This is a genomic window from Streptomyces sp. NPDC014006 (assembly GCF_043088925.1).
Taxonomy (GTDB): domain Bacteria; phylum Actinomycetota; class Actinomycetes; order Streptomycetales; family Streptomycetaceae; genus Streptomyces.
The window spans coordinates 1-23,884 of record NZ_JBICAJ010000010.1 but is presented as its reverse complement, the minus strand read 5'-3'; the positions used below and the strand labels follow the sequence as shown (position 1 = coordinate 23,884).

22 protein-coding genes and 2 pseudogenes are annotated in these 23,884 nt (G+C 73.4%); 11 read left to right on the top strand and 13 right to left on the bottom strand.

Going from position 1 to position 23,884, the window contains the following annotated elements; genetic code table 11:
- Nucleotides 1-155: 155 nt before the first annotated feature.
- On the bottom strand, nucleotides 156-344 hold the full coding sequence (locus ACF1GV_RS29790; protein WP_391686539.1) for a hypothetical protein: 189 nt from the start codon (nucleotides 342-344) through the stop codon (nucleotides 156-158).
- A 95-nt stretch (nucleotides 345-439) separates the two neighbouring features.
- On the opposite strand from ACF1GV_RS29790, the gene ACF1GV_RS29785 reads away from it, so the two are divergent.
- The 3 genes from ACF1GV_RS29785 (at nucleotide 440) to ACF1GV_RS29775 (ending at nucleotide 4,843) form a co-directional block, all read left to right on the top strand.
- Entirely contained in the window at nucleotides 440-1,237 is a 798-nt protein-coding gene (locus tag ACF1GV_RS29785; protein WP_391686536.1) for an SAM-dependent methyltransferase, read from the top strand.
- 276 nt (nucleotides 1,238-1,513) lie between these two features.
- The gene (gene trpS, locus ACF1GV_RS29780) at nucleotides 1,514-2,608 is read left to right on the top strand and encodes a tryptophan--tRNA ligase (RefSeq protein ID WP_391686533.1); all 1,095 of its coding nucleotides are present in this window, start codon (nucleotides 1,514-1,516) and stop codon (nucleotides 2,606-2,608) included.
- An 81-nt stretch (nucleotides 2,609-2,689) separates the two neighbouring features.
- Complete coding sequence (locus ACF1GV_RS29775) at nucleotides 2,690-4,843, top strand: FUSC family protein (protein ID WP_391686530.1); 2,154 nt, start codon at nucleotides 2,690-2,692, stop codon at nucleotides 4,841-4,843.
- Between the two features lie 149 nt (nucleotides 4,844-4,992).
- Here the strand turns inward: ACF1GV_RS29775 and ACF1GV_RS29770 are convergent, their stop codons facing one another.
- Nucleotides 4,993-6,000 (bottom strand): hypothetical protein, encoded by a 1,008-nt coding sequence (locus ACF1GV_RS29770; protein WP_391686527.1) that lies wholly within the window; start codon nucleotides 5,998-6,000, stop codon nucleotides 4,993-4,995.
- Nucleotides 6,001-6,088: 88 nt separating this feature from the next.
- Between ACF1GV_RS29770 and ACF1GV_RS29765 the strand changes: the two genes are divergently transcribed.
- Both ACF1GV_RS29765 and ACF1GV_RS29760 read left to right on the top strand, forming a co-directional pair.
- The gene (locus ACF1GV_RS29765; protein WP_391686524.1) at nucleotides 6,089-6,448 is read left to right on the top strand and encodes a DUF6233 domain-containing protein; all 360 of its coding nucleotides are present in this window, start codon (nucleotides 6,089-6,091) and stop codon (nucleotides 6,446-6,448) included.
- Nucleotides 6,449-6,559: 111 nt separating this feature from the next.
- Nucleotides 6,560-7,746, top strand: a pseudogene (locus tag ACF1GV_RS29760) (Ku protein).
- A 43-nt stretch (nucleotides 7,747-7,789) separates the two neighbouring features.
- On the opposite strand, the gene ACF1GV_RS29755 reads toward ACF1GV_RS29760, so the two are convergent.
- The gene (locus ACF1GV_RS29755; protein WP_391686521.1) at nucleotides 7,790-10,240 is read right to left on the bottom strand and encodes an ATP-binding protein; all 2,451 of its coding nucleotides are present in this window, start codon (nucleotides 10,238-10,240) and stop codon (nucleotides 7,790-7,792) included.
- A 181-nt stretch (nucleotides 10,241-10,421) separates the two neighbouring features.
- Here ACF1GV_RS29755 and ACF1GV_RS29750 point away from each other — a divergent pair, with 181 nt between their 5' ends.
- Complete coding sequence (locus ACF1GV_RS29750; RefSeq protein ID WP_391686517.1) at nucleotides 10,422-10,877, top strand: carboxymuconolactone decarboxylase family protein; 456 nt, start codon at nucleotides 10,422-10,424, stop codon at nucleotides 10,875-10,877.
- A gap of 165 nt (nucleotides 10,878-11,042) precedes the next feature.
- A complete protein-coding gene (locus tag ACF1GV_RS29745) occupies nucleotides 11,043-11,438 on the top strand; it encodes a DUF1801 domain-containing protein (protein WP_363263204.1) in 396 nt (131 codons plus the stop codon).
- 57 nt (nucleotides 11,439-11,495) lie between these two features.
- Here the strand turns inward: ACF1GV_RS29745 and ACF1GV_RS29740 are convergent, their stop codons facing one another.
- From ACF1GV_RS29740 to ACF1GV_RS29730, 3 genes are all read right to left on the bottom strand, one after another.
- Entirely contained in the window at nucleotides 11,496-12,770 is a 1,275-nt protein-coding gene (locus tag ACF1GV_RS29740) for a hypothetical protein (protein ID WP_391686514.1), read from the bottom strand.
- Nucleotides 12,771-12,847: 77 nt separating this feature from the next.
- A complete protein-coding gene (locus ACF1GV_RS29735; RefSeq protein ID WP_391686511.1) occupies nucleotides 12,848-13,420 on the bottom strand; it encodes a dihydrofolate reductase family protein in 573 nt (190 codons plus the stop codon).
- Between the two features lie 140 nt (nucleotides 13,421-13,560).
- Nucleotides 13,561-13,986: an OsmC family protein gene (locus tag ACF1GV_RS29730; protein ID WP_391686508.1), complete on the bottom strand. Its 426-nt coding sequence runs from the start codon at nucleotides 13,984-13,986 to the stop codon at nucleotides 13,561-13,563.
- A gap of 244 nt (nucleotides 13,987-14,230) precedes the next feature.
- Between ACF1GV_RS29730 and ACF1GV_RS29725 the strand changes: the two genes are divergently transcribed.
- Complete coding sequence (locus ACF1GV_RS29725) at nucleotides 14,231-15,151, top strand: LLM class F420-dependent oxidoreductase (RefSeq protein ID WP_391686505.1); 921 nt, start codon at nucleotides 14,231-14,233, stop codon at nucleotides 15,149-15,151.
- A gap of 7 nt (nucleotides 15,152-15,158) precedes the next feature.
- On the opposite strand, the gene ACF1GV_RS29720 is transcribed toward ACF1GV_RS29725, so the two are convergent.
- Nucleotides 15,159-15,617, bottom strand: coding sequence for a GNAT family N-acetyltransferase (locus ACF1GV_RS29720; RefSeq protein WP_391686502.1), 459 nt, complete (start codon nucleotides 15,615-15,617; stop codon nucleotides 15,159-15,161).
- Between the two features lie 57 nt (nucleotides 15,618-15,674).
- On the opposite strand from ACF1GV_RS29720, the gene ACF1GV_RS29715 reads away from it, so the two are divergent.
- A complete protein-coding gene (locus ACF1GV_RS29715; RefSeq protein WP_391686499.1) occupies nucleotides 15,675-16,592 on the top strand; it encodes an aminoglycoside phosphotransferase family protein in 918 nt (305 codons plus the stop codon).
- Between the two features lie 114 nt (nucleotides 16,593-16,706).
- Here ACF1GV_RS29715 and ACF1GV_RS29710 read toward each other — a convergent pair whose 3' ends face one another.
- Nucleotides 16,707-18,155 (bottom strand): MFS transporter, encoded by a 1,449-nt coding sequence (locus ACF1GV_RS29710; protein ID WP_391686496.1) that lies wholly within the window; start codon nucleotides 18,153-18,155, stop codon nucleotides 16,707-16,709.
- Between the two features lie 140 nt (nucleotides 18,156-18,295).
- On the opposite strand from ACF1GV_RS29710, the gene ACF1GV_RS29705 reads away from it, so the two are divergent.
- Complete coding sequence (locus ACF1GV_RS29705; protein ID WP_391686493.1) at nucleotides 18,296-18,910, top strand: hypothetical protein; 615 nt, start codon at nucleotides 18,296-18,298, stop codon at nucleotides 18,908-18,910.
- Here ACF1GV_RS29705 and ACF1GV_RS29700 read toward each other — a convergent pair.
- The 3 genes from ACF1GV_RS29700 to ACF1GV_RS29690 all read right to left on the bottom strand — a co-directional run bounded on the left by ACF1GV_RS29700 (nucleotide 18,895) and on the right by ACF1GV_RS29690 (nucleotide 21,181).
- On the bottom strand, nucleotides 18,895-20,130 hold the full coding sequence (locus ACF1GV_RS29700) for an NUDIX domain-containing protein (RefSeq protein ID WP_391686490.1): 1,236 nt from the start codon (nucleotides 20,128-20,130) through the stop codon (nucleotides 18,895-18,897). The genes ACF1GV_RS29705 and ACF1GV_RS29700 overlap by 16 nt on opposite strands.
- Nucleotides 20,127-20,378 (bottom strand): hypothetical protein, encoded by a 252-nt coding sequence (locus ACF1GV_RS29695; protein WP_391686487.1) that lies wholly within the window; start codon nucleotides 20,376-20,378, stop codon nucleotides 20,127-20,129. Before ACF1GV_RS29695 ends, ACF1GV_RS29700 begins: the two co-directional genes overlap by 4 nt.
- Nucleotides 20,379-20,440: 62 nt before the next feature.
- On the bottom strand, nucleotides 20,441-21,181 hold the full coding sequence (locus ACF1GV_RS29690; protein WP_391686484.1) for an SDR family NAD(P)-dependent oxidoreductase: 741 nt from the start codon (nucleotides 21,179-21,181) through the stop codon (nucleotides 20,441-20,443).
- A 176-nt stretch (nucleotides 21,182-21,357) separates the two neighbouring features.
- Here ACF1GV_RS29690 and ppk2 point away from each other — a divergent pair, with 176 nt between their 5' ends.
- A complete protein-coding gene (ppk2, locus tag ACF1GV_RS29685) occupies nucleotides 21,358-22,161 on the top strand; it encodes a polyphosphate kinase 2 (protein WP_391686481.1) in 804 nt (267 codons plus the stop codon).
- A gap of 79 nt (nucleotides 22,162-22,240) precedes the next feature.
- On the opposite strand, the gene ACF1GV_RS29680 is transcribed toward ppk2, so the two are convergent.
- Together ACF1GV_RS29680 and ACF1GV_RS29675 are read right to left on the bottom strand one after the other, a co-directional pair.
- Nucleotides 22,241-23,140, bottom strand: coding sequence for a universal stress protein (locus tag ACF1GV_RS29680; protein ID WP_391686478.1), 900 nt, complete (start codon nucleotides 23,138-23,140; stop codon nucleotides 22,241-22,243).
- Nucleotides 23,141-23,317: 177 nt separating this feature from the next.
- Nucleotides 23,318-23,884 (bottom strand): annotated as a pseudogene (locus ACF1GV_RS29675) (hypothetical protein); the annotation flags it as partial.

Below are 23,884 nucleotides of genomic sequence, written 5' to 3'. Positions count from 1 at the left end.
CCGTTTCCGCTGGTTGTGGCTTCGCCGGGCGATTCTGCGGCACGAGGGGGGCCTTGCCGCAAGCCCCCCTGTGCGCTATACCTTGAGAGTGGCAAGGAGTGGTTTTCTCCTCCTTGCCTTCGTCTTTTCCCCCGTCTTTTTCTCAGCTCTTTTCCTCAGCGGATCACCACGGTCTCGCGGTCGACGCGCGACAGCTTGGCGGGGTTGCGCACGGCGTACAGGCCGGCGATGAGGCCGTCCCCGACGCGCACCCCGACGACCGTGTCGACCCGGCCGTCCCGGCTGAGCAGCGGGCCCGGAATCGGTGCTCCGGGCCGGGTCGCGTCCGCCGGGCGATCCGCCATCACGGGAAAGTCGAACTGGCGGGTGAGAGGGGGAGGTTCGGACGTAGGTTGTGCGGTGAATGATCCACGCCTCGGCTGAAAGACGGTTAGGACCCATGACCGACCCCGCGACGACGCACCAGAAGATCGACACGTCGGTGCCGCACTCCGCCCGCATCTGGAACTACTGGCTCGGCGGCAAGGACAACTACCCCGTCGACGAGGAGGCCGGCGACGCCTACACCGCCGTCTTCCCCGGCATCGTCATCATCGCCCGCAGCAGCCGAGCGTTCCTGCGCCGCACCATCACGTATCTGGTCCGCGAGGCGGGTATCCGGCAGTTCCTGGACGTCGGCACGGGTCTGCCGACCGCCGAGAACACCCATGAGGTGGCCCAGCGGCTCGCCCCCGAGGCGCGGATCGTCTACGTCGACAACGACCCGCTGGTCCTGGCCCACGCCCGTGCCCTGCTGTACTCCTCCCCCGAGGGCGCGACCTCCTACATCGACGCCGATGTGACGGACCCGGAGCGCATCCTCGCGGCCGCCGAGAAGACGCTGGACCTCAGTCGGCCCACCGCGCTCATCCTCAGCAACATCCTGGGCCACGTCGGTGACCACGAGCAGGCGCGCGCCATCGTCACGCGGCTGATGGCAGCCCTGCCGTCGGGCAGCTACCTCGCCGTCAACGACGGTTCGCTCGGCATCGACCCCGTCTTCGAGGCGGCCCAGGACGCGTACAACAGCAGCGGCGCCGTGCCGTACAACCTGCGTACGGTCGACGAGATCGCCGCGTACTTCGACGGTCTCGAGCTGGTCGAGCCCGGCGTGGTGCCGGTCACGCAGTGGCGTCCGGAGCCGGGCAGCACCCCGGAGATCGTCGCCGAGCACGGTGGGCTCGCCCGCAAGCCGTAGCCCCCGCCGGCCGTGGGATTCACCGGCCGCACCAGCCGTCCCCTCCCCGCACCGCGTCGGAGGGGACGCCGGTCGTGTCGAAGTCCCCTCGGACCGGCGCGGCCGACGGTATGCTGTGCGCATGCATCGTTTCGCGTGTCTGAGCTGGTGGCGCTCCCCCTAGGAGCGGCCGCCTCACACGCACGACAAGGGCCGTTCGGACGAACGGCCCTTTTCGTGTCCCCTGGAACAGGGCTGGTGTCGTCGGACGGCGTCCAGCAATCACCAGGAGACCTCATGGACACCATCCTTCCCACCACCACCGCTCCCTCCCCCGACGCTCTCGGGGTGTCCGCCGCCCGGGCCCGCAGCGCGGTGCTGGAGGAGCTGATCCGCAAGGAACCCGGGCAGTTCCGGGTCCTGACCGGCGACCGCCCCACCGGACGGCTGCATCTGGGGCACTACTTCGGCACGCTGCACAACCGGGTCCGGCTCCAGGACCTCGGCGTGGAGCTGTTCGTACTGGTCGCGGACTACCAGGTGCTGACCGACCGTGATGTGGCGGACAACCTGGCCGGGCACGTCGAGGACCTGGTCCTGGACCATCTCGCCATCGGCGTCGACCCGGCCCGCAGCACGATCTTCACGCACAGCGCGGTGCCCGCCCTCAACCAGCTGATGCTGCCCTTTCTCAGCCTCGTCTCCGTCGCGGAACTGGGCCGCAACCCCACCGTCAAGGACGAGATCGCGCACTCGCGCCAGTCCGCGGTCAGCGGCCTGATGTTCACCTATCCCGTCCACCAGGCGGCCGACATCCTCTTCTGCAAGGCCAACCTGGTACCGGTCGGCCAGGACCAGCTCCCCCACCTGGAGATCACCCGCACGATCGCCCGCCGCTTCAACGACCGCTACGGCGACGGCGCCGCCGTCCTCCCGCAGCCGGAGGCGCTGCTGTCGAGCGCGCCGCTGCTGCTCGGCACGGACGGCACCAAGATGAGCAAGAGCCGCCGCAACGCCATCGCCCTGGCCGCCGACGCCGACGAGACCGCCCGCCTGATCAAGGGCGCCAAGACCGACTCCGAGCGCCACATCGCCTACGACCCGGTCATGCGCCCCGAGGTGTCCTCCCTCCTGCTGCTGGCGGCCCTCTGCCAGCAGCGCACCCCCGAGGAGGTCGCCGACGACATCGGCTCGGCGGGTGCCGCCGCGCTGAAGAAGACGGTGACCGAGGCGGTCAACGAGTACCTGGCCCCGATCAGGGCGCGGCGAGCCGCCTACGCCCGGGACCGCGCCCATGTCCGCGAGATCCTGCGCGAGGGCAACGAGCGCGCCCGGGCCGTGGCCGACGCCACGCTCGCCGAGGTACGCGCGGCCATGAACAGCCGGTACTGAGCGGCCGGCAGCGGCCGGCCTTCCAAGCGGTGCGGGCCGCGGGCGGGTGCCGGGTCCGGTGGTGTGCGTGATGCTGAAGGGGTGCGGGGTGTCGTTGCCCGGTGGTGGAGCCCGGCGGCCTACGCCGCCCCGGGCCGCCGAGCCGTGCGGGTGTCGCTGGTCGCGGCGACCGGCTTCTACGTCTTCCGCTACGGCCTGGACCGCCCCGTGGCGGCGACCTACGCGCTGTTCACCGCCATCGCGCTGGGCGGGCTGTCGCGGATCCCCGGCACCGGGCGGCAGCGCGCGGCCGTACTGCTGCGGGCCGTGCCACTGTGCTGGGTCCTGGTGGTGGTCGGCACCGCTCTGTCGGTCCGCACCTGGAGCGCCGCCGCCGGCATGCTGGTGGTCGGCTTCACCCTGGCCTTCTCCGCCGTGGGCGGGCCGCGCGCGGCGGGGGTGGCACCGGGCCTGCAACTGCTGTACATCCTGCCGTCGTTCCCTCCGTACGATCCGGGGTCGCTCGGCGACCGTCTGATCGGGACGAGCGCCGGTGTCGCCCTGCTCGTCGCGGCGGAGGCGCTGCTCCTGGCCGAGCGCGCCCCGCCGTCCTACGAGGAGCGGGCCGCGGGGGCCGCGCGGACCGCCGCGCAGTGCGCTCGGCGCCTCGCCGCACCGCCGCACGCCCTGACCGGCGCGGACCGGGCGGCGGCGTGGGAGGCCGGGCAGGCGCTGCGGCCGCTGCACGTGCCCGAGGCGGAACGCCCGGCGGGGCCGGGCAGGCGGGCGCGCGCCCTCGCGCACACCGGCCTGGCCACCCGCACCCTGCTGAGCCGTCTGACGGCGCTGGGCACCGGCCGCGGCGAGCCCGACCCGGAGGTCACGGCCGTGCTGCGCGCGGTGGCGGAGCTGGCCGGGGCGACCGCCGGCTGTCTGCGGTCCGGGCCGTCGCCCCTGGCGCCGTACGAGGCGCTGGTCGCTGCGCGCGCCCGCCTGTCGGCCCTCTCCGCCGGGCCGTGCCGCGGCACCGGCGTGCTGAGGTTCGCTCCGGCGGTGCTGCGCGGCCACGCCGCCGTGCTGGAGGTCGCCGACGCGGCGCTGGCCATGGGGGTCGCCGCCGATCTGGCCGTACGGGGCCGGCATGCGGCTCTGCCGGTGCCGCCGGGCCGTTTCTGGTACGCCACGACGTGGGCGCCGCTGCTGTGGGGGCACCGGCTGCGCGGGCACGCAGGCCGCCGGTCGGTCTTCTTCCAGAACGCGGTGCGCATCGCCCTGGCGCTGACGGCCGCGCGGGTCGTGGCCGGGGTGGACACACTGCCCCACGGCTTCTGGGCCATGCTGGCGACGCTCACGCTCACCAGGACGACCATGGACGCGACCTGGCACACCGTCCGCCTGGCACTGTCGGGCACCTTGGCCGGTGCGCTGGTGACCGCCGGCATCTTGGCGCTGGCCGGGACGGACACCCGTTTCTACGCGGTGCTGCTGCCGGTGTGGATGCTGATCGCCTTCACCGTCGGGCCGGTCCGGGGCGTCGGCTGGGCGCAGGGCCTGTTCACCGTCCTCGTGGCGCTGGTCTTCGCACAGCTCGCGCCGCCGACGTGGCACCTGGCGGAGGTGCGGATGCTGGACGTACTGGTCGGCAGCGTGATCGGCGCGGTCTTCGGGGTGCTGGCGTGGCCGCGCGGCGCCCATGACGAGCTGCGCTACGCGGCCGCGGAGCTGTTGCGCAGGGCGGCGGAGATCGTCGTGGCGACCAGTGCCTCGGCCGCGCACGGCACAGCGGTGGCCGCTCCGTCGGGAGTGCCGGCCGGGCACCGGTCGCTGCATCGCTCGGTCATCCTCGCGGAGTCCGCGTACGCGCAGTTCCAGAGCGAGCCGACGCACTTCGGGGGCCGGGCCCCCGTGGCGGCGCCGGCCGCGGTGGACTGGCAGGCGACGCTGATGGCCGGCCATCACACCTTGTGGGGGTCGCAGCGCCTGCTGGAGCCGCCGCACGCCGTGCTGGGCCCGGTGGCGGCCGAGGCGCTCGCCGGGGTCGGGGAGCGCGTGGCCGGGCGGATGCTGCTGGTCTCGGCGGCGCTGGATCCCGGCGGGGACACACCGAGCGCGCCTGTGCCGTCGATCGATGTGACCTTCGCGGAGTTCGCCGCCGAGCCGCCGGACGCGCCGCGGCTGTACTACGCGACGGTGTCGTGGCTGGAGTCGCTGACCGCGGACCTGGCGCGCATCAGCTCCGGACCTCGGGCGAGGTGAGGCCACGCCCTGCCGCCGGCTCAGCATCACCCCGGCCGGTGCCAGGCGTGGCGGGAGGCCGACGAGCAGCCCGGCCGCGCGCTGAGGCACGTCGGTCGGCCGGTGCGACCCGGGCGGGGGCCGCCCGGGTGAGCGGCCCGCGTGGCCGGTCAGGAGGCGTTGCGGAAGATCGCCGCGGGGCCGATGACGCCGGGGCCGAACCGGTCGCGGATGCGGTCGATCGCGCCCTCGGCCATCAGCCGCGCTTCACGGCCGGTCTCCAGGCTGAGCTGCCGGGCGACCCGGTCGGCGTCGACGAGGTCCTCGCCCTTGAGCGTGATCCGAGTGAGCCGGCCCCTTTGCAGGCCGGCGGCGTCCATCAGCTGGTAGGCGAGGACGCGCAGGTCGTCGTCGTGCGCGGAGGGTTCGGCCAAGCGGCGGGTCTTCTCCCAGCTGCCGCCGGCGGCGAAGGACAGCTGCAGGGTCAGGGCGCGGGCGGCCTGGCCCCGGCGGCGCAGCAGCATCCCGAGGCGGATGACCAGTTCCAGGAGGGCGGAGCGGACGTCGGCGCCGTCCAGCGCCTCGCGCGGGAAGGTGTGCCGCACGCTCGCCGAGGCGGGCAGTGCGCGCGGGACGACGGGGCGCGGGTCGACGCCGCGGGCGCGGTCCGCCGCCAGCCGGCCGGCGCGGCCGCCGAGCAGCCGCTGCACGGTGGCGGGCGGGGCGGCGGCGAGCAGGCCGACGCAGTGGATGCCGTAGTCGCGCAGCACCTGCGCCTGGCGGGGGCCGATGCCGTGCAGGGCCCCGACGGGGAGCGGGCCGAGCCAGTCGGTCACCTGTGCCTCAGCGACGGCGAGGACGCCGCCGGGTGGGGAGATCTGTCCGGAGGCGGTGGCGGCGACGGTGATGGACGGTCCGATGCCGACGCGGACGTCGACACCGAGGCGGGAGATGGTCCGCACACGCAGCATCTCGCCGAGCCGGCGCGGGTCGGCGCCGTGGTAACGCAGCGCGCCCTTGAGTTCGACCAGGGCCGCGGACGGCGGCAGGGCCTGCACGACCGGCGACAGCTCCGTGAGCTGCTCCAGGACCTGCCGGTAGGTCTCCTCCGGCAGCCGGTCCGGACAGCGCACGTGCATGACCGTCGCCGTCTGACGTGCGGGAACGTCGGCGTTCATGGATCTCACCTCCCACCCACCACGATATCGAACGAAAAATCGAACACGCGAGTGCGTAAGGGTGGATCTTGGGCCTAGAATCAAAACTGTGTTCGATGACCTGCCGCCCGACCTCGACCGCCTGCACACCCTGCGGGTGTGGCACGCCATGTGGCTGGAGCGCATCGACCGCAAGATCGCGGCGCTCCAGCGGCGCCAGGCCGAACAGGAACGCGGCCGGCGCAACCGGCCCGCGCGGCCGGATTGGATCGTCCAGCTCGGCATCGGCACCGGGCGCCCGCCTCTTCAGGTGCACACCGGCGACTGCCGGATGGCCGGCTCGCGCCACCGCCCGGTCGGCCGGGACGAGGCCCGCCGCCTGCTGGCCGGCGGCCTGCCCGCCTGCATCCACTGCCGCCCCGACGCGCAGCTGGAGATCATCGACTTAGATCCGGCCGCCGCGGCGTGACATACGGCCCACACTCGGCGCGCGCCGCGGGCCCGGCGGTGTCAGCGTGGACGGCAGAAGCCACCGTGGCACAGACACCCGGTGGAGCGGTCCGGGACGGAAGGGTCGGTCATGGCGCGCGCGATCTGGACGGGTGTGATCACGTTCGGGCTGGTCACCGTGCCCGTCGGCCTGTACTCCGCGACCGAGGACCACACCGTCCACTTCCACCAGCTCCAGCGCGGACAGCGGACCGCATCCGCAACCGGCGGGTGAACGAGCGCACCGGCAAGGAGGTCGACACCGACGACATCGTCAAGGGGTACGAGGTGTCCGAGGGCGAGTATGTGATCGTCGAGCCCGACGAACTGGACGAGATCGCGCCGGGCCGCTACCAGGTGATCGAGATCAGTGACTTCGTCGACCTGGACGCCATCGAGCCGGTGTACTTCGCCCGTACCTACTACGTCGGCCCGCGCGGCAAGGAGTACCAAAAGGTGTACGAGCTGCTGCGCGCCGCGCTCGCCGAGGCGAACAAGGCCGGCATCGCGACCTTCGTCATGCGTGGCAAGGAGTATCTGACCGCGCTGCGGGCCGAGGACAAGGCCGTGGTGCTGCAGACCCTGCACTGGGCCGACGAGGTGCGCGACCCCCGCAAGGAGCTGCCGGAACTGCCGTCCGGGCGAGCCGCGCGCGGCAAGGAGCTGGATGTCGCGCTGCAGCTCGTCGACGCCCTGAGCTCCCCGTGGGAGCCGGGCCGCTATCACGACACGTACCAGTAGAAGGTACGGGAGCTGGTGCACGCCAAGGCGCAGGGCGAGGAGGTCGCCCTCGCCGAGGAGGCGCCCACGGCGACCAACGTCATCGACCTGATGAAGGTGCTGGAGAGCAGCCTGGACAACGCCCGCTCGTCCGGGAGCGGCAGCGGCAGCGGCAGCGGCAGCGGCCGTAAACGGCAGGGCGGGGCCGGCGGGTCCCGCCGGGCGCCGTCCGGCCGCGACAAGGCGTCGGGGAGCGGTGGCCGCGGCGCGGGCGCCAGGAGCACCGGCCCCAAGAGCACCGGCGGCGGCACGCGCGCGACGAGCACCGGCGGCGGCACGCGCGCGACGAGCGCCGGCCGCGGCGCTGGCGCGAAGGGCACCGGCCGCAGCACCGGGGCCGGGAGCACCCGCCGCTCCCAGGGCTCGAAGCGCGAGCTGGCCGGGCTGAGCAAGGCCGAGCTCTACCAGCGGGCCACCGACCGGGACATCCCGGGCCGCTCGAAGATGAGCCGCGACCAGCTCATCGACGCCCTCGCCTCCCGTACGACAGCCGCCTGACCGGCCGGCCCGTACCTCTGGCACGGCAGCCGCCCGCCCTCCGTCACCCCGCCCGCAGCTCCCGCAGCAGTGTCCGTCCCGCCGCGCGGTGTTCCGCGGCCGCTGTCGGGTCGGTCCCCTCGAGCAGAGCCGCGATGCCGTCGTGGGCCAGCGCCTCCTCGTAGCGTTTGCCGAGCCGCGGGGCCAGTTCCAGGGCCTGCCGGTGCAGCCGCAGGGCCTCCTCGGGCAGGCCCGCGCGCCAGCAGGTCTCGGCGTAACCGTTGAGGAAGTGGATCTTCCAGTGCTCCTCGAACAACTCGTCGAGCAGCGCGAACGCCTCCCGATGGCTGGCCAGTGCCTCCTCGTAGCGGCCCATACGCCGCAGCGCGACACCCCGGCAGTTCAGGCACCAGGCCTGATTGTGCAGATGTCCGTCGGCGCGGGCCACCGCGAGCGCCTGCTCCAGGTGTGCGGCCGCCTCGTCGGGCGCTTCCTCGGCGATGGCCACGCCGAGGGTGATGCGAGCGGTCAGGGCGGGTGGCCAGGCCGGGTCGGCGTGCGGGACGGCGAGCACGTCGCGGGCGCGCCGCGTGGCCTCCTCGCGGTGTCCCAGCTGGAGCATCGCCCAGGCCTCCGCCGCGGCGGCGTCGGCGGCGCCGGTCGGGAAACCGGCCTGCTCGTACAACGTCCCGGCGCGCCGGAAGAGTTCGACCGGTTCCTCGACATCCCCGGCGTCCCAGCTCAAGTAGCCGCGACGCAGGGCGAGTTCTGCCTCGGTGCGGGGATCGCCGGCCCGGGCCACCAGGGTGCGGGCGGTTTCGTAGGCGTCGGCGGCCTCCGGCAGCCGGCCGGCGTTGTAGCGCGCGAAGCCCAGGTCGCTGTGGGCTTCGGCGAGTTGCAGCGGGTCGCCGAGGCGCTCGGCGGCGGCCAGTGACCGCTCGAAGAGGAAGTTGAGGTGCATGGTGCCGCAGCGGCGGGCGAAGTAGGCGCGCAGGAAGCGCGGCAGCTCGCGCACATGGACGTCGGCGCCGACGGCGGCCGCCGTTTCGAAGACGGCGACCAGGTTGGCGTACTCCGTCACCAGCCAGGCGAAGGCGGCGTTCTTGTCCGCGAACCGGGGCAGCACGGCCGGGGGCGGGCCGGCGGTGGCCGCCCGGCCGGGCGACAGGAACGGCATCGCGGCGTCGGCGGCGGCCGCCGCGTGCACGTAGTACCCGAGCACGCGGCCGAGGGCCCGTTCCCGCTCGGCCGCCGAGTCCTGTTCGGCGGCGGCGCGGCGCGCGTGCTGGTGCACCAGGTCGTGCAGCCGGTAGCGGCCGGCCGTCGGCTGCTGGACGAGGTGGGCGTCGAGCAGGTCCTCGAGCATCCCCTGCGCGGTGCCCAGCGGCACGTCGGCCAGCGCGGCCGCCACGTACTCGTCGAAGGACTCGCCGGGCAGCAGGCCCAGCATGCGGAACAGGCGGGCCTGCGCGCGGTCGAGCTGCCGTACGGACATGGCGAACGCGGTGTCGAACTCGCTCGTACCCTCGGCCATCCGCTCGACGAGGATGCCCACGGTCCAGCCCGGCCGGTGCCGCAGCCGTGCTCCGGCGAGCCGCAGGGCGAGCGGCAGATGGCCGCACAGCCGCAGCACTTCGGCGGCCGACTCGGGGTCGCGGGCGAGGCGCCCGTCGGGGCCGCCCCCGTCGCCGCTGGCGCGGGCGAGCAGTTCGGCGCTCTCCTCGGGGCTGAGCACGTCGAGCGAGAGCGGGGGCACCTCGTCCAGGCCGAGGAGCCGGTTGCGGCTGGTGATCAGCGCGACGGAGTCTCCGGCGCCGGGCAGGAGCGGGCGGACCTGCTCGGCGTCGGCGGCGTTGTCGAGGACCACGACGACCCTGCGGTGGGCGAGTTCGGACCGCCAGCAGGCGGCGAGTTGTTCCAGGCCGTCCTGCGGGACGCGCTCGGAGGGGACGTCGAGGGCGCCGAGCAGCATGCGCAGCGCGGAGTCGGGGTCGAGCGGGGGCCGGCCCTCGGTGAAGCCGTGCAGGTCGACATAGAGCTGGGCGTCGGGGAAGTCGGCGGCGAGCCGGTGGGCGGCGTGCACCGCGAGGGAGGTCTTGCCGACCCCCGCCATGCCGTCGACGCAGACCGCGCGGTGGGTGGCGATCGCGTCGAGCAGGGCGGTGAGCTGGCCCTGGCGTCCGGTGAAGTCGGGGACGTCGCGCGGCAGGTCGTTGCGGGGCCGCGGCCGGCCGTGGCGGCTGCTCTTCGGGGGCGCCGGCAGCGGGTTGGAGGTGCGCTCCCACAGGGGGCGCAGGGGGCGCGGGTCGCGCTTGACGAGACGGCACAGCGCGACCACGGCGGGCCAGGGCGGCACGGTCTGTCCGTTGAGGTAGCGCGAGAGAGAGGAGGAGCTGAGGCCGGTGTCGCGGGCGAGGGCCCGCACGCCGAGTCCGGACAGTTCCTGCAGCAGGCGCAGCCGTGCCGCCAGTTCGTCCGGCGGTTCGGCCTGCGCCGCCCGTTCGCGTACCTCCACCGTGTTCCCCCCGCCTTCGCGTCCCGTGGCCGCAGAAGTCTTCCCGGCCAAGTAGCCGCTGGTCAAGGCTGTTTCAGCTGTCCCATGGTGTCCCATCGCCGTGGTCGCGACGCACGGGCCGGGCTGTGATGGAGTCACGCCCCGACGCCAGCGGGGTACCGAACCGGCGAAGGAGCCCGAGATGCAGCCCCGTATGCAGAACCCCGCCGTCGTCCTGTCCGATGCCATGCAGCCCGTCCAGCAGCTCTTCGAGGCCGTGCACACCGGTGGTGTGGACGGGCAGATCCTGGAGCTGGTGCATCTGCGGGTCAGCCAGATCAACGGCTGCAGCGCCTGCGTCGACGGCGGCGCCAGGACCGCCCGCAAGGCGGGCCTGAGCGACGAGCGGCTGGCCACGGTCGTGGCCTGGCGGGAGGCGCCGTATTTCTCCGACGAGGAGCGGGCGGCCCTCGCCCTGGCCGAGGCGGCGACGCGCCTGGCCGACCGTCCCGACGCGGTGAGCGACGAGATCTGGGACACGGCCGCCACCTACTTCGACGAGAAGCAGCTGGCCGCGATCGTGCTGATGATCGGCGTCACGAACCTGTTCAACCGGCTCAACGCCACGACCCGGCAGATCGCCGGCGCCTGGGGATGACGTCGCTCGCCGGCCGGGACGGGCCGGCAACTCCCCCCATACTGAGGTCAATCGTGATCCATGTTCCAGGAGGAAACCGCAGTGAATGACACCCAGAAGTCCGCGAGGAGCGCCTCGGCCGCCGACGAGCCGGCGGAGGGGTTCACGGCCGCGGAGCGGGCCGCGATGAAGGAGCGCGCCAAGGAGGTCAGGGCCTCCGGGCGCCGCGCCTCCAAGGCCGCGAAGGCCGCCGAGGACGAGGCCGCGGTGCTGGCGAAGATCGCCGAGATGCAGGAGTCGGACCGGGTCATGGCCGAGCGGGTGCACGCCGTCGTCAAGGAGAGCGCGCCACAGCTCGCGCCGAAGCTCTGGTACGGGATGCCCGCGTACGCCCTGGACGGCAAGGTGGTCTGTTTCTTCCAGAGCGCGGAGAAGTTCAAGTCCCGGTACGCGACGTTCGGCTTCAGCGACCAGGCGCACCTCGACGAGGGCAGCATGTGGCCGGCGTCGTACGCCCTGACCGGGCTGAGCGCCGCCGACGAGGCGCGTCTCGCCGAGCTGGTGAAGCGGGCGGTGCACTGACGCGACGACGCCCCGACGGGGTGGCGCGGGCCGCGCCACCCCAGGACGGAACCGTGGTTACGAGCCGTCGGCGTGGACGGCGTACACGTACCGCTTTCCGGCGTACTCGCTGAGGTTCCAGATCACCGACTCGCTGTAGGCCCAGCCGGTGGTGGCGCTGCTGTGGAAGCTGAGGTCCTCGCAGCCGACGGCCAGGTTGCACACGGCGCTCGCGGTGGAGGCGCCGGAGGTGAAGGTGCGCAGGGATCCCGCGGAGGAGCCGTTGCTGGCCGCGAGGTAGTGGTTGCTGTTCTGCGACACGACGCCCTGGATCTTCTGCTGGGCGACGGTCACGGCCTCGGACGCGGTGGGCGAGGAGATCTGCCGGTTGGTGTAGTCGAGGTTCCAGCGCACCACCTTGGGCGTGGTCGTGGCGACGCCGGTGCCGCTGAAGGTGCCGTCCGTGTAGTCGACGCTGCCGGAGACGGAGTACTCGCTCACCACGAGGGAGTCGGGGCTGCTGGCGCGGTCGAGGCCGATCGCGCTGTAGCGCACGTACTTGCCGGTGTTGTCGTAGGCGGCTGCCTGCGGCAGGACGTACTGGTAGGAGTAGCCGTAGTACTTGCCGTCGGTGTGCAGGCCGCACACGTCCTTCTCGGCGGTGTCGACCGTGAACATCTTGGTCAGGTCGAAGACCCGCAGCCCCTTGAAGGTGTCGACCATGTAGAGCAGGTCACCGTACCACATGATGCCGCCGGCGTGCCGGCGGACGGGGTTGAAGGTGTACTCCCCGGATGACGTCTTGGCCGGCTCGACCAGCAGGACGTGACGGTAGGTGGGTGCGGAGGCGTTGGTGGTGTCGACGAACGACAGCCGTACGCCCTTGTCGATCGGGTACTCGTCGACGCCGTCGCCGTCCGGGTCGGTCTCGAAGTACCAGGAGACCGCGACCACGCGCTTGGAGCCGTTCGACGGGTAGAGGCCGTCGGCGTAGGCGTCGGCGCTGGTGGTGACGCCCTGGGGGATCCAGTAGTCGACGGTCTGGTCGCCGCTCTCCCAGGTGAAGCCGGCCGCGAACGCCTGCACGGTGCCGGGCGCGCTGGTGAGGCGGGTGGCGCTGCGGTTGGTGTCGGCGATGACGGCCGTTGCGTCGACGGTGGGGAGCTTGGCGGCGAGCCCGGCCACGAGGTCGGCGTAGGCGCCGTGGCTGTTGCCGGTCCGGTAGGTGAGCCCGAACTGGCTCGCGTCGATGGTGGCCGCCTGAGCGACGGCCGGGAAGAGCGCGCTGCCCGCGGCGGTGACGAACGGCGCCGCGGCCATGCCCTTGAGAATCGCCCTGCGTGTCATGTCCATGGGCGGAACCTATGCGCACGTGATCACGTGGCACAACTCCGCCCACGTCACAGGATGACAGCCGACCCGACGGCCCGTCAGCGGACGACGTCGAAGATCTGCTTCTGCAGCCCGTTGGCGTACGCCTCGTGCTCGACCAGCTTCAGCTTCTGGGCGTCCTTGTCGGTGGCGCTGAACAGGCGCTTGCCGGCACCGAGCAGCAGCGGGAAGACGAGCAGGTGGTAGCGGTCGATCAGGCCGGCGTCCGACAGGCTGTGGTTCAGTTCGGCGCTGCCGTGGACGATGATCGGGCCGCCCTCGGTCTCCTTCAGCGCGGCGACCTCGTCGAGCGAGCGCAGGATCGTGGTCTCACCCCAGTTGGTGACGAGGTCGCCCTCGGTGAGAGTGGTGGAGACGACGTACTTGGGCATCACCTTGTAGCCGGCGAAGTCCGCCATGTCCGGCCACACCGGGCTGAACGCCTGGTAGCTGACCCGGCCCAGCAGCATCGCGGTGGCCTCCTGCTGCTCCTGGCCCTTGAGGGCGTACGCCTCGGGGACGAACTCGACGTCCTTGAAGGTCCAGCCGGCGTTGCGGTAGCCGGACTCGCCACCGGGGGCCTCCACGACACCGTCGAGCGAGATGAAGGCGGTGCTGATCAGGGTACGCATGGTCGTTCCTTCGGGTCGTGTGCTCAGCGGTTGCGTGCGGTGCGCGCGCCGCGTTCGCGGAGGCCGTGCGCACCAGCCGTCTTCTTCGACTGCCGATCGCGGGAAAACTCATCGGCCGTCGCGGGGATCCCTTTCCGCGGTCACGCCTCCTGGATCGTCGCGGTGACGGGCGTGCCGGTCTCGACCGTGCGGCTGACCGTGCAGAGCCGGTCGTGGGAGGCCTTGACCGCGCGCGGCAGGATCGCGCGGGCGCGCTCGGCCTCCTCGCAGTCCGGGAAGGCGACGGAGAACGTGACGGCGAGATCGGTCAGGCGGTTGCCCTGCTCGTCGCTGACCTTGTGACCCGTCACGGTGACGGCGAAGCGGTCCGGCTCGGCGTGGCGGGTGGTGGCGACATCGACGTCGACCGCCGTGCAGCCGCCGATCGCGGCGAGCAGCAGCTCGACCGGGGTGAAAGCGCCGCCCTCGGTGGCGAAGCTGATCGTCCCGCCGCGGGCGTTCGTCGCGGTGAAGTGCCCGGTGCCGGTTCGCTCGACGGTGACGGAGCGCAGGGAGTCTTCGGTCATGACACGGACCCTAGTACTCCTGCACACCGGACGAGGTCCGGGACATGGGCGCTTCACCGGGTACGACCGTGCCGGGGGCCTGGGGCACGGCGGACCGCGTCGCGCGAACCGGGCCGCCGCGGCGCGGACATCCATCTGCCTGCGTTACGGCGGCACCATCCCTACGCCCGAGGCGGCCCGGGACGACACACGGAGTTCATGACCGTCACGGAATTCGTTGCAGGGAAGGGAAGTTGACGCCGTCATGACTGTAGGAGTGACCATCGACACGCCCGGTGCCGCGCTGACCGTCGACGAGGTGGTGCGGCAGGCCCGCGAGGCACGGGCGTCCGGCGTCAAGAGCGTCTGGTTCGGCCAGACCTTCGGCTACGACTCCCCCACGCTCGCGGCGGTGGTGGGCCGCGAGGTGCCCGACATCCACCTCGGCAGTTCCGCGCTTCCGGTGTTCGGCCGGCATCCGCTGCTCGTCTCCAGCCAGGCGCAGACGGTGCAGGCCGCCACCGGCGGGCGCTACCACCTCGGCCTGGGCCTCGGCACGAAACTGTTCACGGAGGGGGCCTTCGGGCTGCCCTTCGAACGGCCCGTCGGCCGGCTGCGGGAATTCCTGCTCGCGCTGCGGCAGTTGACCGAGACCGGGCGGGCGGACTTCGAGGGCGAACTGATCACGGCGCGCACGCCGCTGCCCGCGTCCGTGCCGGGTGCCGAGCCCGTCGTACCGCTGCTCGTGGCCGCGATGGGGCCGCAGGCGCTGCGCGTCGCCGGCCGGCTCGCCGACGGGATCCTGCCGTATCTGGCCGGGCCGCGGGCTCTGGAGCAGCACCTCGTGCCGGCGCTCACCCGCGCCGCCGAGGAGGCGGGACGGCCCCGCCCGCGGGTCGTCGCGTTCGTGCCGGGTGTCGTCACCGGCGACCCCGACCGGGTCCGCGCCACCGCGCACGAGGCGCTCGGCTTCTACCAGCAGATCCCGTCCTACGCCCGGGTCATCGAGCAGTCCGGCGCCGCGCACCCCGTGGACCTCGCGGCCATCGGCGACGACAAGCACCTCGCCGAGACGGTACGCCGTTACCGCGACGCCGGGGCCACGGAGGTCGTCGTCACCGCCAGTGAGCTCGGCGGCCCGGACGACAGGCTGCGCACCTGGGAGGTCCTGGGCGAGCTCGCCTGACGTCCTGTCAGGGGCGGACCGGGATCTGGGCGGGCCGGCGCACCATCCAGACGTCCACGGCGTCCTCGCTCTCCACGGTGAACCCGTGCCGCTCGTACAGCCGTCTAGCCGCGCTGCCCCGCAGCACGTTCAGCCGGACGAGGGCGCCCGCGCGGTCGGTCCGCTCCAGCAACCGTCGCAGCACGGCGGAGCCCATGCCGTGACCGTGCAGATCCGGGGCGAGGAAGAAGTGCTCCAGCCAGTGGGCGTCCTCGGCCGGCCGCAGCGCCACGCAGCCGGCCATGGCGCCGCCCACCTCGATGACCCAGGTGTGCGCAGGCTCGAACCGGTCGCGCAGTCGTTGCCGCACCCGGTGCTCGTCGTACCGCCCGAGGCGCTCCAGATCCGGCCTCATCGCCGCCGCACGCAGTTCCGCCGCCGCGTCGATGTCCGCCGTCGACGCCGGGCGCAGCACCCAGTCCACCATGATCACCACGCTACCGTGCCGGGTCCTCGTCACCTCCACGCCCTAGGGTGGGCCCGCATGACGCACCTCATGCCGGAGATCACGGCGGACTTGGTACGCAGTCTGCTGCGCGACCAGCACCCCGACCTCGCCGAACACCCCGTGCGGCTGGGCGCGCGCGGCTGGGACAACCAGCTGTGGCGGCTCGGCGACGACCTCGCCGTGCGGATGCCCTGGGCGACGCCGAGAGCGGATGTGCTGCTGCGCAAGGAGCACGCCTGGCTGCCCGCCCTGGCGCCGCACCTTCCGCTGCCGGTCCCGGTCCCGCAGCGGCTCGGCGAGCCCTCCGAGCGCTTCCCCCGGCACTGGATCGTCACCACCTGGGTGCCGGGCACGCCCGCCGACCTCGCCCCCGCCACCCGTGCCGCGGAGGCGGCCCGCACCTTGGCCGGCTTCCTGACGGCGCTGCACCGGCCGGCCCCCGCCGGGGCACCGGCCGGCCATCACCGCGGTGGACCGCTGGCCGACCTGGCCGAGCAGGTCACCGAGGGTCTGGCCTCGGCCACCGAACTGGGGCTGCTGCCCGACCCGGACGCGGTCCGCGCCGTCTGGGAGGACGCCCTTGCCGCACCCGTCTGGACGGGCCCGGCCCTGTGGCTCCACGGCGACCTGCATCCGGCCAACGTCCTTACCGCGGACGGCACTTTCTGCGGTGTCATCGACTTCGGTGATCTCTGCGCGGGCGATCCGGCCTGCGATCTCGCGGCGGCGTGGATCCTGCTGCCGGACGGCGCCGTGGACCTCTGCTACGACGCCTACCGCCCGGCCCCGGACACGGCGACCCTGCGCCGTGCCCGCGGCTGGGCCGTGATGCGCGCCCTGGGCGGCGTCCTCATCGGCGAGGCGGGTGTGCGCGGGCGCCCCGGCGGCAAGCCCACCTGGGGACCACCGGCCCAGGCCGCGCTCCGCCGCCTCACCGCGACGGCCCACCGCTGACCACGCGCCGCGCGGGGGCGGTTGCCGTCCGCCAGGTGAACTCCCCTGCGGGCACGGAGCCCTGGCTCGGACGCCTGGGAGCACGTACCCCGCCGGCCGACGCCCGGGAAGGCGTCATGACGGCGTTCCTTCCAGTCGGTTCTCCGTGGTGGGGGCGGGTTGCGGGGCAGGTGTCCCGGCCTGGCGGCGTGGCAGTACGCCGATGGCCACGACCGCCGCGAGCAGGAAAAGCGCGGCGGCGATGGCCAGGCCCAGGGCGTAGCCGGCGTTGAGCGCGGCGGGGCCGGTGGCCGTGCCGGTCCGGTGCGCGGCGATGGTGGCCAGGGCGGCCAGGCCGACGCAGCCGCCGAGCTGGCGGGAACTGTTCATGAGGCCGGAGGCCATACCGGCCTCATGGGGGGCGACGCCGGTGGTCGCGGCGGCGACGATCGGGGCGATGACCAGTCCGACGCCGACTCCGGTGATGACGCAGGGGCCGAGCACGTCCGTGAGGAAGCGGCCGTCGGGGCTGATGCAGGCGAACCATGCCAGACCCGCGGCGGCCAGCAGGGCGCCGGGGACCAGGGACGCACGGGGGGTTCGTGCCGTGGTGACCCGGGTCGCGACGACGCTGCCCGCGACCAGGCTCACGGAGAAGGGCAAGAACGCGGCACCGGTTGCTGCGGCACCCATGCCCAGAACCTGCTGCATGTACAGGGACACGAAGTAGAAGGCCGCGAACTGCCCGGCCGTGGAGAAGAAGACCAGCACGTTGGCGCCGGCGACCCAGCGGCTGCGCAGCAGGCCGAGGCGCAACAGCGGTGCGGCAGCACGGGATTCGGCGTGAACGAAAGCGGCCAGGAGCGTGGCCGCGGCGACGAGCATGGCCCACGTGGCCGGTGAGCCCCACCCTTGGGTGTCGGTGCGCACGACACCGATCACCAGCAGCCCGGTTCCACCCGTGGCCAGGACGGCACCGAGCACATCCAGCCTCTCGCGCCGGGCGGGACGTGCGTCGACGGGCACGCCTGCGAGAACCAGCGCGAGTGCCGTCGCCACGATGGGCAGATTGATCAGCATCACCCCGCGCCAGCCCGCGTACTGGGTCAGCAGACCACCCGCCAGCACGCCCAGTGCTCCTCCTGCGGCGTTCACCCCGCTCCACACCCCGAGCGCGCGTACGCGCCGCGGCCCCTCGGGGAACGTGGTGGTGAGCATCGCCAGCGTGGCCGGGGTGGCAGCGGCGGCTCCCAAGCCCTGACCGGCGCGGGCGGCGATCAGCTGCCAGGGCGCCTGGGCCAGCCCGCCCGCCAGTGAGCACAGCCCGAAGACGGCCAGGCCCGCCAAAAAGAGCCGGCGCCGGCCGTACAGGTCGCATGCGCGGCCACCCAGCAGCAGAAATCCGCCGAGCGTGAGCGCGTAGACGTGCACGACCCACGCCAGGTCGAGTGGTGCGAACCCCAGCGCGGTGCGGATCGCGGGCAGGGCGACGTTGACCACCGACAGGTCCAGGGCGACGGCGAACTGGGCGACGGCCACGGCTGCCAGCACCACTCCCGGCTGCCCTCGCGTTTTTTTATACATGTAAGAAAAATAGCCGCAGGGGAGCGCCGCTGTCGACACCGGGCGGATCACGGCCGGCGCGGAGATCGGCGGGCGTGGGAGGCGGGCCGTTCGTTCGGCTAGGGTCCTGACGATCATGTCTCCGACAAAGAACGGACATCATGCACGTCAAGCGAGCACTCGCGGCCGCCGCCTCCCTGATGGCGCTCGCGGCGACGGCGGGGTGCGGCGGCGGCACCTCCGCCGCTTCGGGCGCCGAGCGGGCCGTGCCCGGGTCGTCCTCGGCCGGCCCGGCCGGGGCGGACGGCGGGGGTGCGACCGAGCAGGGCTTCGGCGGTGATCTGCCCGAGGCCTCGGACATGGACACCCTCTCCCGCTACATCGACCTGTTCACCTCCTGCAAGGACGTGGTGCCGGGCGCGGAGTACGACGCCGGCCACGGCGCCGAGGACACCGCCTGGGGTACGCAGGAGGCGGCGGACCCCTCCTGGGGCATCAAGGAGCGCGCGGTCTGCAAGGACTTCCGGCATCCCATCGCCCTGCTGCTGGTGTCGGACATGCGGAAGTTCCAGACCGCGGCCAAGAAGAACAACGACCTGTTCGCCATCGGCAGGAACTACGCGGTCGTACCCGTCGGCGACGACCAGATCGAGGCCCTGTCACCGTCCGGACTCGCCTTCCTGACCTGCGATCCGGACTTCTCGCCGCCGAGCGGCCACCGCACGGAGAAGGCGCTCGTCGACGGCTGCGTGCTGAGCGACTACTTCCCGGCCTGACCGAGGGCGTCCGGACCGGGGCGGTGCGGCTCGCCGCCGTGCGGCTGGGCGAAGGGCGTGAAGCGGGCGGGCGGATGGTCGATGGGCAGGTCAGGGCGCCAGGCGGTGAGGATCTGGGCGCTGCACTCGAACAGGCTCGGTGGCAGCGCGTCCAGCGGCCACCAGCCCCAGTCACCGACGCGCTCGCCCGGCTGGTCGGCGGGCTCGCCGCGCCACCGCGTGACGAGCGCGCCGAACGTGATGCGGACGACGCCGCCGACCCGGTCCAGGAGCATGCCCAGCAGGCGGACGTCGGCCGGGTCCGCGTGCAGGCCGGTCTCCTCGGCCAGTTCGCGCACGACCGTCTCCTCCAGCGACTCGCCCGGCTCCACCGTGCCGCCGGGCAGCTCGACGGTCCCCCGCCGGTGGCGGCCCAGCAGCAGACCGCGCGGTCCCACCAGCACGGCGCCGACCCCGGCCGCCGCGTGCGCGACGGGCGGCTGGGCCGTACGGGGACGGGACGTGATCCGAGCGGGCCTGCGGACCTGGAGGAGCCGGTAGGAGGCCTGGTTGCCGTCCTCGGGCGCGTCCAGCGCGGTGACCTCCTCGACGCGCAGCCCGTGGTGTGCGAGCAGCTCCGTCCACAGCTCCGGGGTGAGCACCCACATGTGTACGGTCAGTTCACCGCCGCCGGCCAGGCGCAGGATCTCCGGGCGCGGTGTCACCTCCGAAGAGGGGCCGTGTCCGGACGAGTTGGTGTGCAGCACGGTGAAGTACAGCCGCCCACCGGGCTTGAGGGCCGCGGACAGGGCGGGCAGCAGTCGGTGCGGGTCGATGAAGTGGACGGCGGACAGGGAGTAGATCACGTCGTACGGTGCCGATGCGCGCAGATGCGCGACGGCGTCGGCCTGGATCAACCGCAGGCCCGGCAGGTCGCCGTAGCGCGCCCGCGCGCGGTCGATCTGGGTCGGTGAGACGTCGACGGCGTCCACGGCGGCGCGGTGGGTGCGGGCGAGGTGGGCGGCGTGCCGGCCCGGACCGCAGCCGAGGTCGAGCATGCGCAGGCCGGTGAGGTCACCGAGAACACCGTCCCCCGGCCCGGTCCCCGACGGGCCCCAGTCGATGCCGTCCACCTCGGGCAGTGGCATGGCCCGACCGAGGTGGTGCGCCCCGTAGGCGTGCCACATTTCGGCGTTGACCTGCTCGGCATCGGCCGCACCGGCTCCGTCGGGTGCCGTCATCGCGTCACCTCCTCGGACTCGTCGCGGAGCGTGGCCTGCCCGGCGCGCGCTTCGGCGGTGGCCATCGTCTTGCGGGAGTACGGCGTCCGCGCGATCTGTGCGGCGGCCTGGGAGGCTCCCCTGCGCAGCCGGGCGCCGACCGCCTCGTGGACCGTCCCCGGCGTGACACCGGCCGACTCCGCGCCGACGCCGGTCCACGAACTGCCGTGCGTCCGGCAGTTCTCGCCGTAGTCCTCGACCAGAGGCATGGGGCAAGTACGCCTTGACGACTTCCAACTGTCAAGGCCCACTTGCCTCTTGTCTTCTCCCGTCAGGTCAGGTTCAGGCCGCCGTCGAGCACGATGACCTCGCCGGTGAGATAGCTGTGGGCGATCACCGATGCCACCAGGTCGGCCACGTCGGCGGGCCGGGCCGGCCGCCCCATGGGCGCGCGGTCCCGCCAGAGTGCGTGGGCGTCGGCCCAGTCCTTCGTCATCGGTGTGTCCACCAGGCCCGGCGCCACCGCGTTGACCCGCACGCCGGGGGCGAGCGCGGCCGCGAGCAGCCGGGTCACGTGGTTCAGCGCGGCCTTGCTCGCCGCGTACGGCACCGACGAGCCCTTGGGGCGCACTCCGGCGTGGCTGGTGATGTTCACGATGCTGCCGCCGCCCGGTGACGCCCGCAGCGCCGGAAGCGCCGCGGTGCACAGCACCCACGGTGCGATCAGATTGACCTCGAGCACCTCCCGCCATTCCTCCGGGGCGGCCGCGGCCAGGTCGTGGTGCGGGACGGGCCGGCTGATGCCGGCGTTGTTCACCAGCACGTCCAGCCGCCCGTACCGGTCGAGGGCCGCCTCCACCAGGCCCCGGGCCTCGTGCTCCACGGCCAGGTCGGCGCGCAGATACGTCCCGCCGAGCCCGGCCGCCAGCTCCTCCCCCGCCCGTGTGCTGCGCCGTGAGTGCACCACGACCCGCATGCCGTCCGCCGCCAGCCTGCGCGCGACGGCCTCCCCGATCCCCGACGTGGACCCGGTGACCAGGGCGACGGGCCGATCCTCTTGATCCTTGCTCATCCGGCCGATCCTGCCATCGCCGCCGCCCGCGGCGCGCACCACCGGCCGCGCCCCCACAGGCGGGTCGCCGACCCGAGGTTCCGATGGCCTCCGGCGGGCGCCGGCGCGGCCCGGGTGCCTACACTGCGAGCGTCCACGGCAGCGGGTCCCGGGCAGGGGCCAGGAAGGCGGGCGACATGGCCGGCGGGCAGACGGCGAAGGTGCCGCGCAAGGTCTACGAGCAGGAACTGCTCCGTTTGCAGACGGAGTTGGTGCGGCTGCAGGAGTGGGTGCGGGCGCAGGGCGCCCGGCTGGTGGTCGTCTTCGAGGGCCGGGACGCGGCCGGCAAGGGCGGCACCATCAAACGGGTCACCGAGCATCTCAACCCGCGCGTCGCCCGCATCGCGGCCCTGCCGACGCCGACCGAACGCGAGCGCACCCAGTGGTACTTCCAGCGGTACGTGGCGCAGCTGCCCGCCGCCGGGGAGATCGTCCTGTTCGACCGGTCCTGGTACAACCGCGCCGGTGTGGAGCATGTGATGGGCTTCTGCACCAAGGAGGAGCACCAGCGCTTCCTGCACCAGTGCCCCATCTTCGAGCGGATGCTGGTGGAGGACGGCATCCTGCTGCGCAAGTACTGGTTCTCGGTGAGCGACACCGAGCAGCAGGAGCGGTTCCGCAAGCGGCTGGAGGACCCGCTGCGCCGGTGGAAGCTCTCCCCGATGGATCTGGAGTCCATCACGCACTGGGAGGCGTACTCACGGGCCAAGGACGACATGATGGTGCACACCGACATCCCGGAGGCGCCCTGGTACGTCGTCGAGAGCGACGACAAGCGGCGGGCCCGGCTGAACATGATCGCCCACCTGCTCGACTCGGTGCCGTACCACGGCGTGCCGGAGCCCTCGGTCGAACTGCCCCAGCGGCCACCGTCCACCGGGTACGAGCGCCCGCCACGCGACTTGCAGACCTACGTCCCCGATCACGCGGCCCGCCTGTGACGCGCGGACCGTGGCCGAGAGCGGCGGCGCTCGTCCGGGGAGCCACGCGCCGGGGGTTCGGCGCAGGCCGCGGCGGCGCTCAGGCGTGCGGGACCAGCGCGACGGGGCACCGCACGTGGTGGATCAGCGCGTGCGTGACCGGCCCGGTGCGCGGGGGGCCGGGGGTGCGGCTCCTGCGGATGCCAGCGACGACCAGTCCCGCTCCGCCCGCGGCCCGGACGAGCACATGGGCCGGCCGCCCTTCGTGGAGGTTCTCCCGGACGGCCACCGCCGGATACTTCGTCCGCCAGGGCGCGAGCAGCCGCGTCAGTTCCTCTTCGGCGACCGCCCTGACACGGGCGCGTTGCTCGGTGGCCGCGAGGCCCGGGGAGTACGGCACGTGCCAGGCGTGCACCGCCCGCAGCGGCGCCCGGCGCAGCTCGGCGGCGCGGAAGGCGAAGTCCAGCACTTCGTCGTAGGACCCCTCGACGTCGACGGCGACGGCGACGTCGCGGAACGGGGTGCGGACCGACGGCTGCCCGTCGGCGTCGCGCAGATGCTCGGTCTCCGCGGTCTCGTCGGACCGGACCAGCACGATCGGCCGCTCCATACGGGCCGCGGCGGCCATGGCGACCGCCCCGGAGACGAACCCGCTCAGCCCGCTGCTTCCCTGGCTGCCGATGACGAGGAGATCGGCGCCCTGAGCCTCGGCGAGCAGTGCGGGAACGGGCGGCCCGGCGACCTGCTCGGCGGAGACGGCCAGTCCCGGATACCGCCGGCCCAGCTGCGCCAGCACGGTGTGCAGGACCTGGCGGGCGTGCTGTTGCGGAGCCCGCAGTCCGGGCACGGCGGTCTCGGTGCCGCCCTCCGGCAGGCCCCTTTCCCAGGCGCACACGAGGCGGAGCGGCATGTCTCGCCGCAGGGCCTCCCGGGCCGCCCAGTCCGCCGCCGCGCTGCCCTCCCGTGAATCGTCCACGCCGGCCACGACCGACCTGATCACGGCCCTCACCTCCCTGGTCATCCGGTGCGTGCGCGCAGGGCAGGCCTGCCTCGGCCCGCTCGGCGCTCGGCTCGGGCGCAGGGCGCGCCTCTCCGCCCGTCACCAGGGTCCCTCTGTGAGCGACTGCGGGAAAGGCCGGCCGGTCCGGCCGGGTCGCTCCCCCGCCGTGGTGGAGGACTACCGCCGGGCCTCGGCGTAGGCGAGATGGTGTCCGGCGGGCGCCGTGGCCGCTGGGGTACCGGGCGCCGTGTCCTCGGGGGAAGCCCCGTGGCGTCGGCGCAGGACCTGCAGCAGCGGGCCCAGGGACGCCTCCGGGAACGGGCTGCCCGACGTGGTGGACGTGCCGTACCGGTCGTGCAGCCAGAAGGCCCACTGTGCGGTGGTCGGTGCGACCCGGAACTGGTCGACGAAGGCCCGGTAGGCGTCCGCGAACCGGTCCGCTGCCGCTTCCGGCGTCTCCCGCGGACGCAGCGGCGACTCGGGCTGCGCGGGCTCGTCGACCGGGCCGGCGTCGGCCGGCGGCTCGGGCATCGCGATCCGGAGGTCGGCCGCGCCCCGGCGGACGCGGCGTACCGCCTGGGCCACGGGGACGGCGGGCGCCGGGCCCTCGGCTTCGGCGCGGCCGGCCCCTGCGCCGATCCCGGCCGCAGCGAGGCCTGCCGGGGCGGTCTCCGACAGCGGTACGCCGTAGCGGGCGAGGCGCAGCGGCATCAGGGATTCCACCGGGGCCTTGCGGCGCCAGGC

Excerpts from the sequence above, each read along its gene's own strand:
- ACF1GV_RS29790 (WP_391686539.1), bottom strand. The coding sequence starts at position 344 with ATGGCGGATCGCCCGGCGGACGCGACCCGGCCCGGAGCACCGATTCCG.
- ACF1GV_RS29785 (WP_391686536.1), top strand. The coding sequence starts at position 440 with ATGACCGACCCCGCGACGACGCACCAGAAGATCGACACGTCGGTGCCG.
- trpS (WP_391686533.1), top strand. The coding sequence starts at position 1,514 with ATGGACACCATCCTTCCCACCACCACCGCTCCCTCCCCCGACGCTCTC.
- ACF1GV_RS29770 (WP_391686527.1), bottom strand. The coding sequence starts at position 6,000 with ATGAACGCCGACGTTCCCGCACGTCAGACGGCGACGGTCATGCACGTG.
- ACF1GV_RS29750 (WP_391686517.1), top strand. The coding sequence starts at position 10,422 with ATGCAGCCCCGTATGCAGAACCCCGCCGTCGTCCTGTCCGATGCCATG.
- ACF1GV_RS29745 (WP_363263204.1), top strand. The coding sequence starts at position 11,043 with ATGAAGGAGCGCGCCAAGGAGGTCAGGGCCTCCGGGCGCCGCGCCTCC.
- ACF1GV_RS29740 (WP_391686514.1), bottom strand. The coding sequence starts at position 12,770 with ATGGACATGACACGCAGGGCGATTCTCAAGGGCATGGCCGCGGCGCCG.
- ACF1GV_RS29735 (WP_391686511.1), bottom strand. The coding sequence starts at position 13,420 with ATGCGTACCCTGATCAGCACCGCCTTCATCTCGCTCGACGGTGTCGTG.
- ACF1GV_RS29730 (WP_391686508.1), bottom strand. The coding sequence starts at position 13,986 with ATGACCGAAGACTCCCTGCGCTCCGTCACCGTCGAGCGAACCGGCACC.
- ACF1GV_RS29725 (WP_391686505.1), top strand. The coding sequence starts at position 14,231 with ATGACTGTAGGAGTGACCATCGACACGCCCGGTGCCGCGCTGACCGTC.
- ACF1GV_RS29720 (WP_391686502.1), bottom strand. The coding sequence starts at position 15,617 with ATGGTGGACTGGGTGCTGCGCCCGGCGTCGACGGCGGACATCGACGCG.
- ACF1GV_RS29715 (WP_391686499.1), top strand. The coding sequence starts at position 15,675 with ATGACGCACCTCATGCCGGAGATCACGGCGGACTTGGTACGCAGTCTG.
- ACF1GV_RS29710 (WP_391686496.1), bottom strand. The coding sequence starts at position 18,155 with ATGTATAAAAAAACGCGAGGGCAGCCGGGAGTGGTGCTGGCAGCCGTG.
- ACF1GV_RS29705 (WP_391686493.1), top strand. The coding sequence starts at position 18,296 with ATGCACGTCAAGCGAGCACTCGCGGCCGCCGCCTCCCTGATGGCGCTC.
- ACF1GV_RS29700 (WP_391686490.1), bottom strand. The coding sequence starts at position 20,130 with ATGACGGCACCCGACGGAGCCGGTGCGGCCGATGCCGAGCAGGTCAAC.
- ACF1GV_RS29695 (WP_391686487.1), bottom strand. The coding sequence starts at position 20,378 with ATGCCTCTGGTCGAGGACTACGGCGAGAACTGCCGGACGCACGGCAGT.
- ACF1GV_RS29690 (WP_391686484.1), bottom strand. The coding sequence starts at position 21,181 with ATGAGCAAGGATCAAGAGGATCGGCCCGTCGCCCTGGTCACCGGGTCC.
- ppk2 (WP_391686481.1), top strand. The coding sequence starts at position 21,358 with ATGGCCGGCGGGCAGACGGCGAAGGTGCCGCGCAAGGTCTACGAGCAG.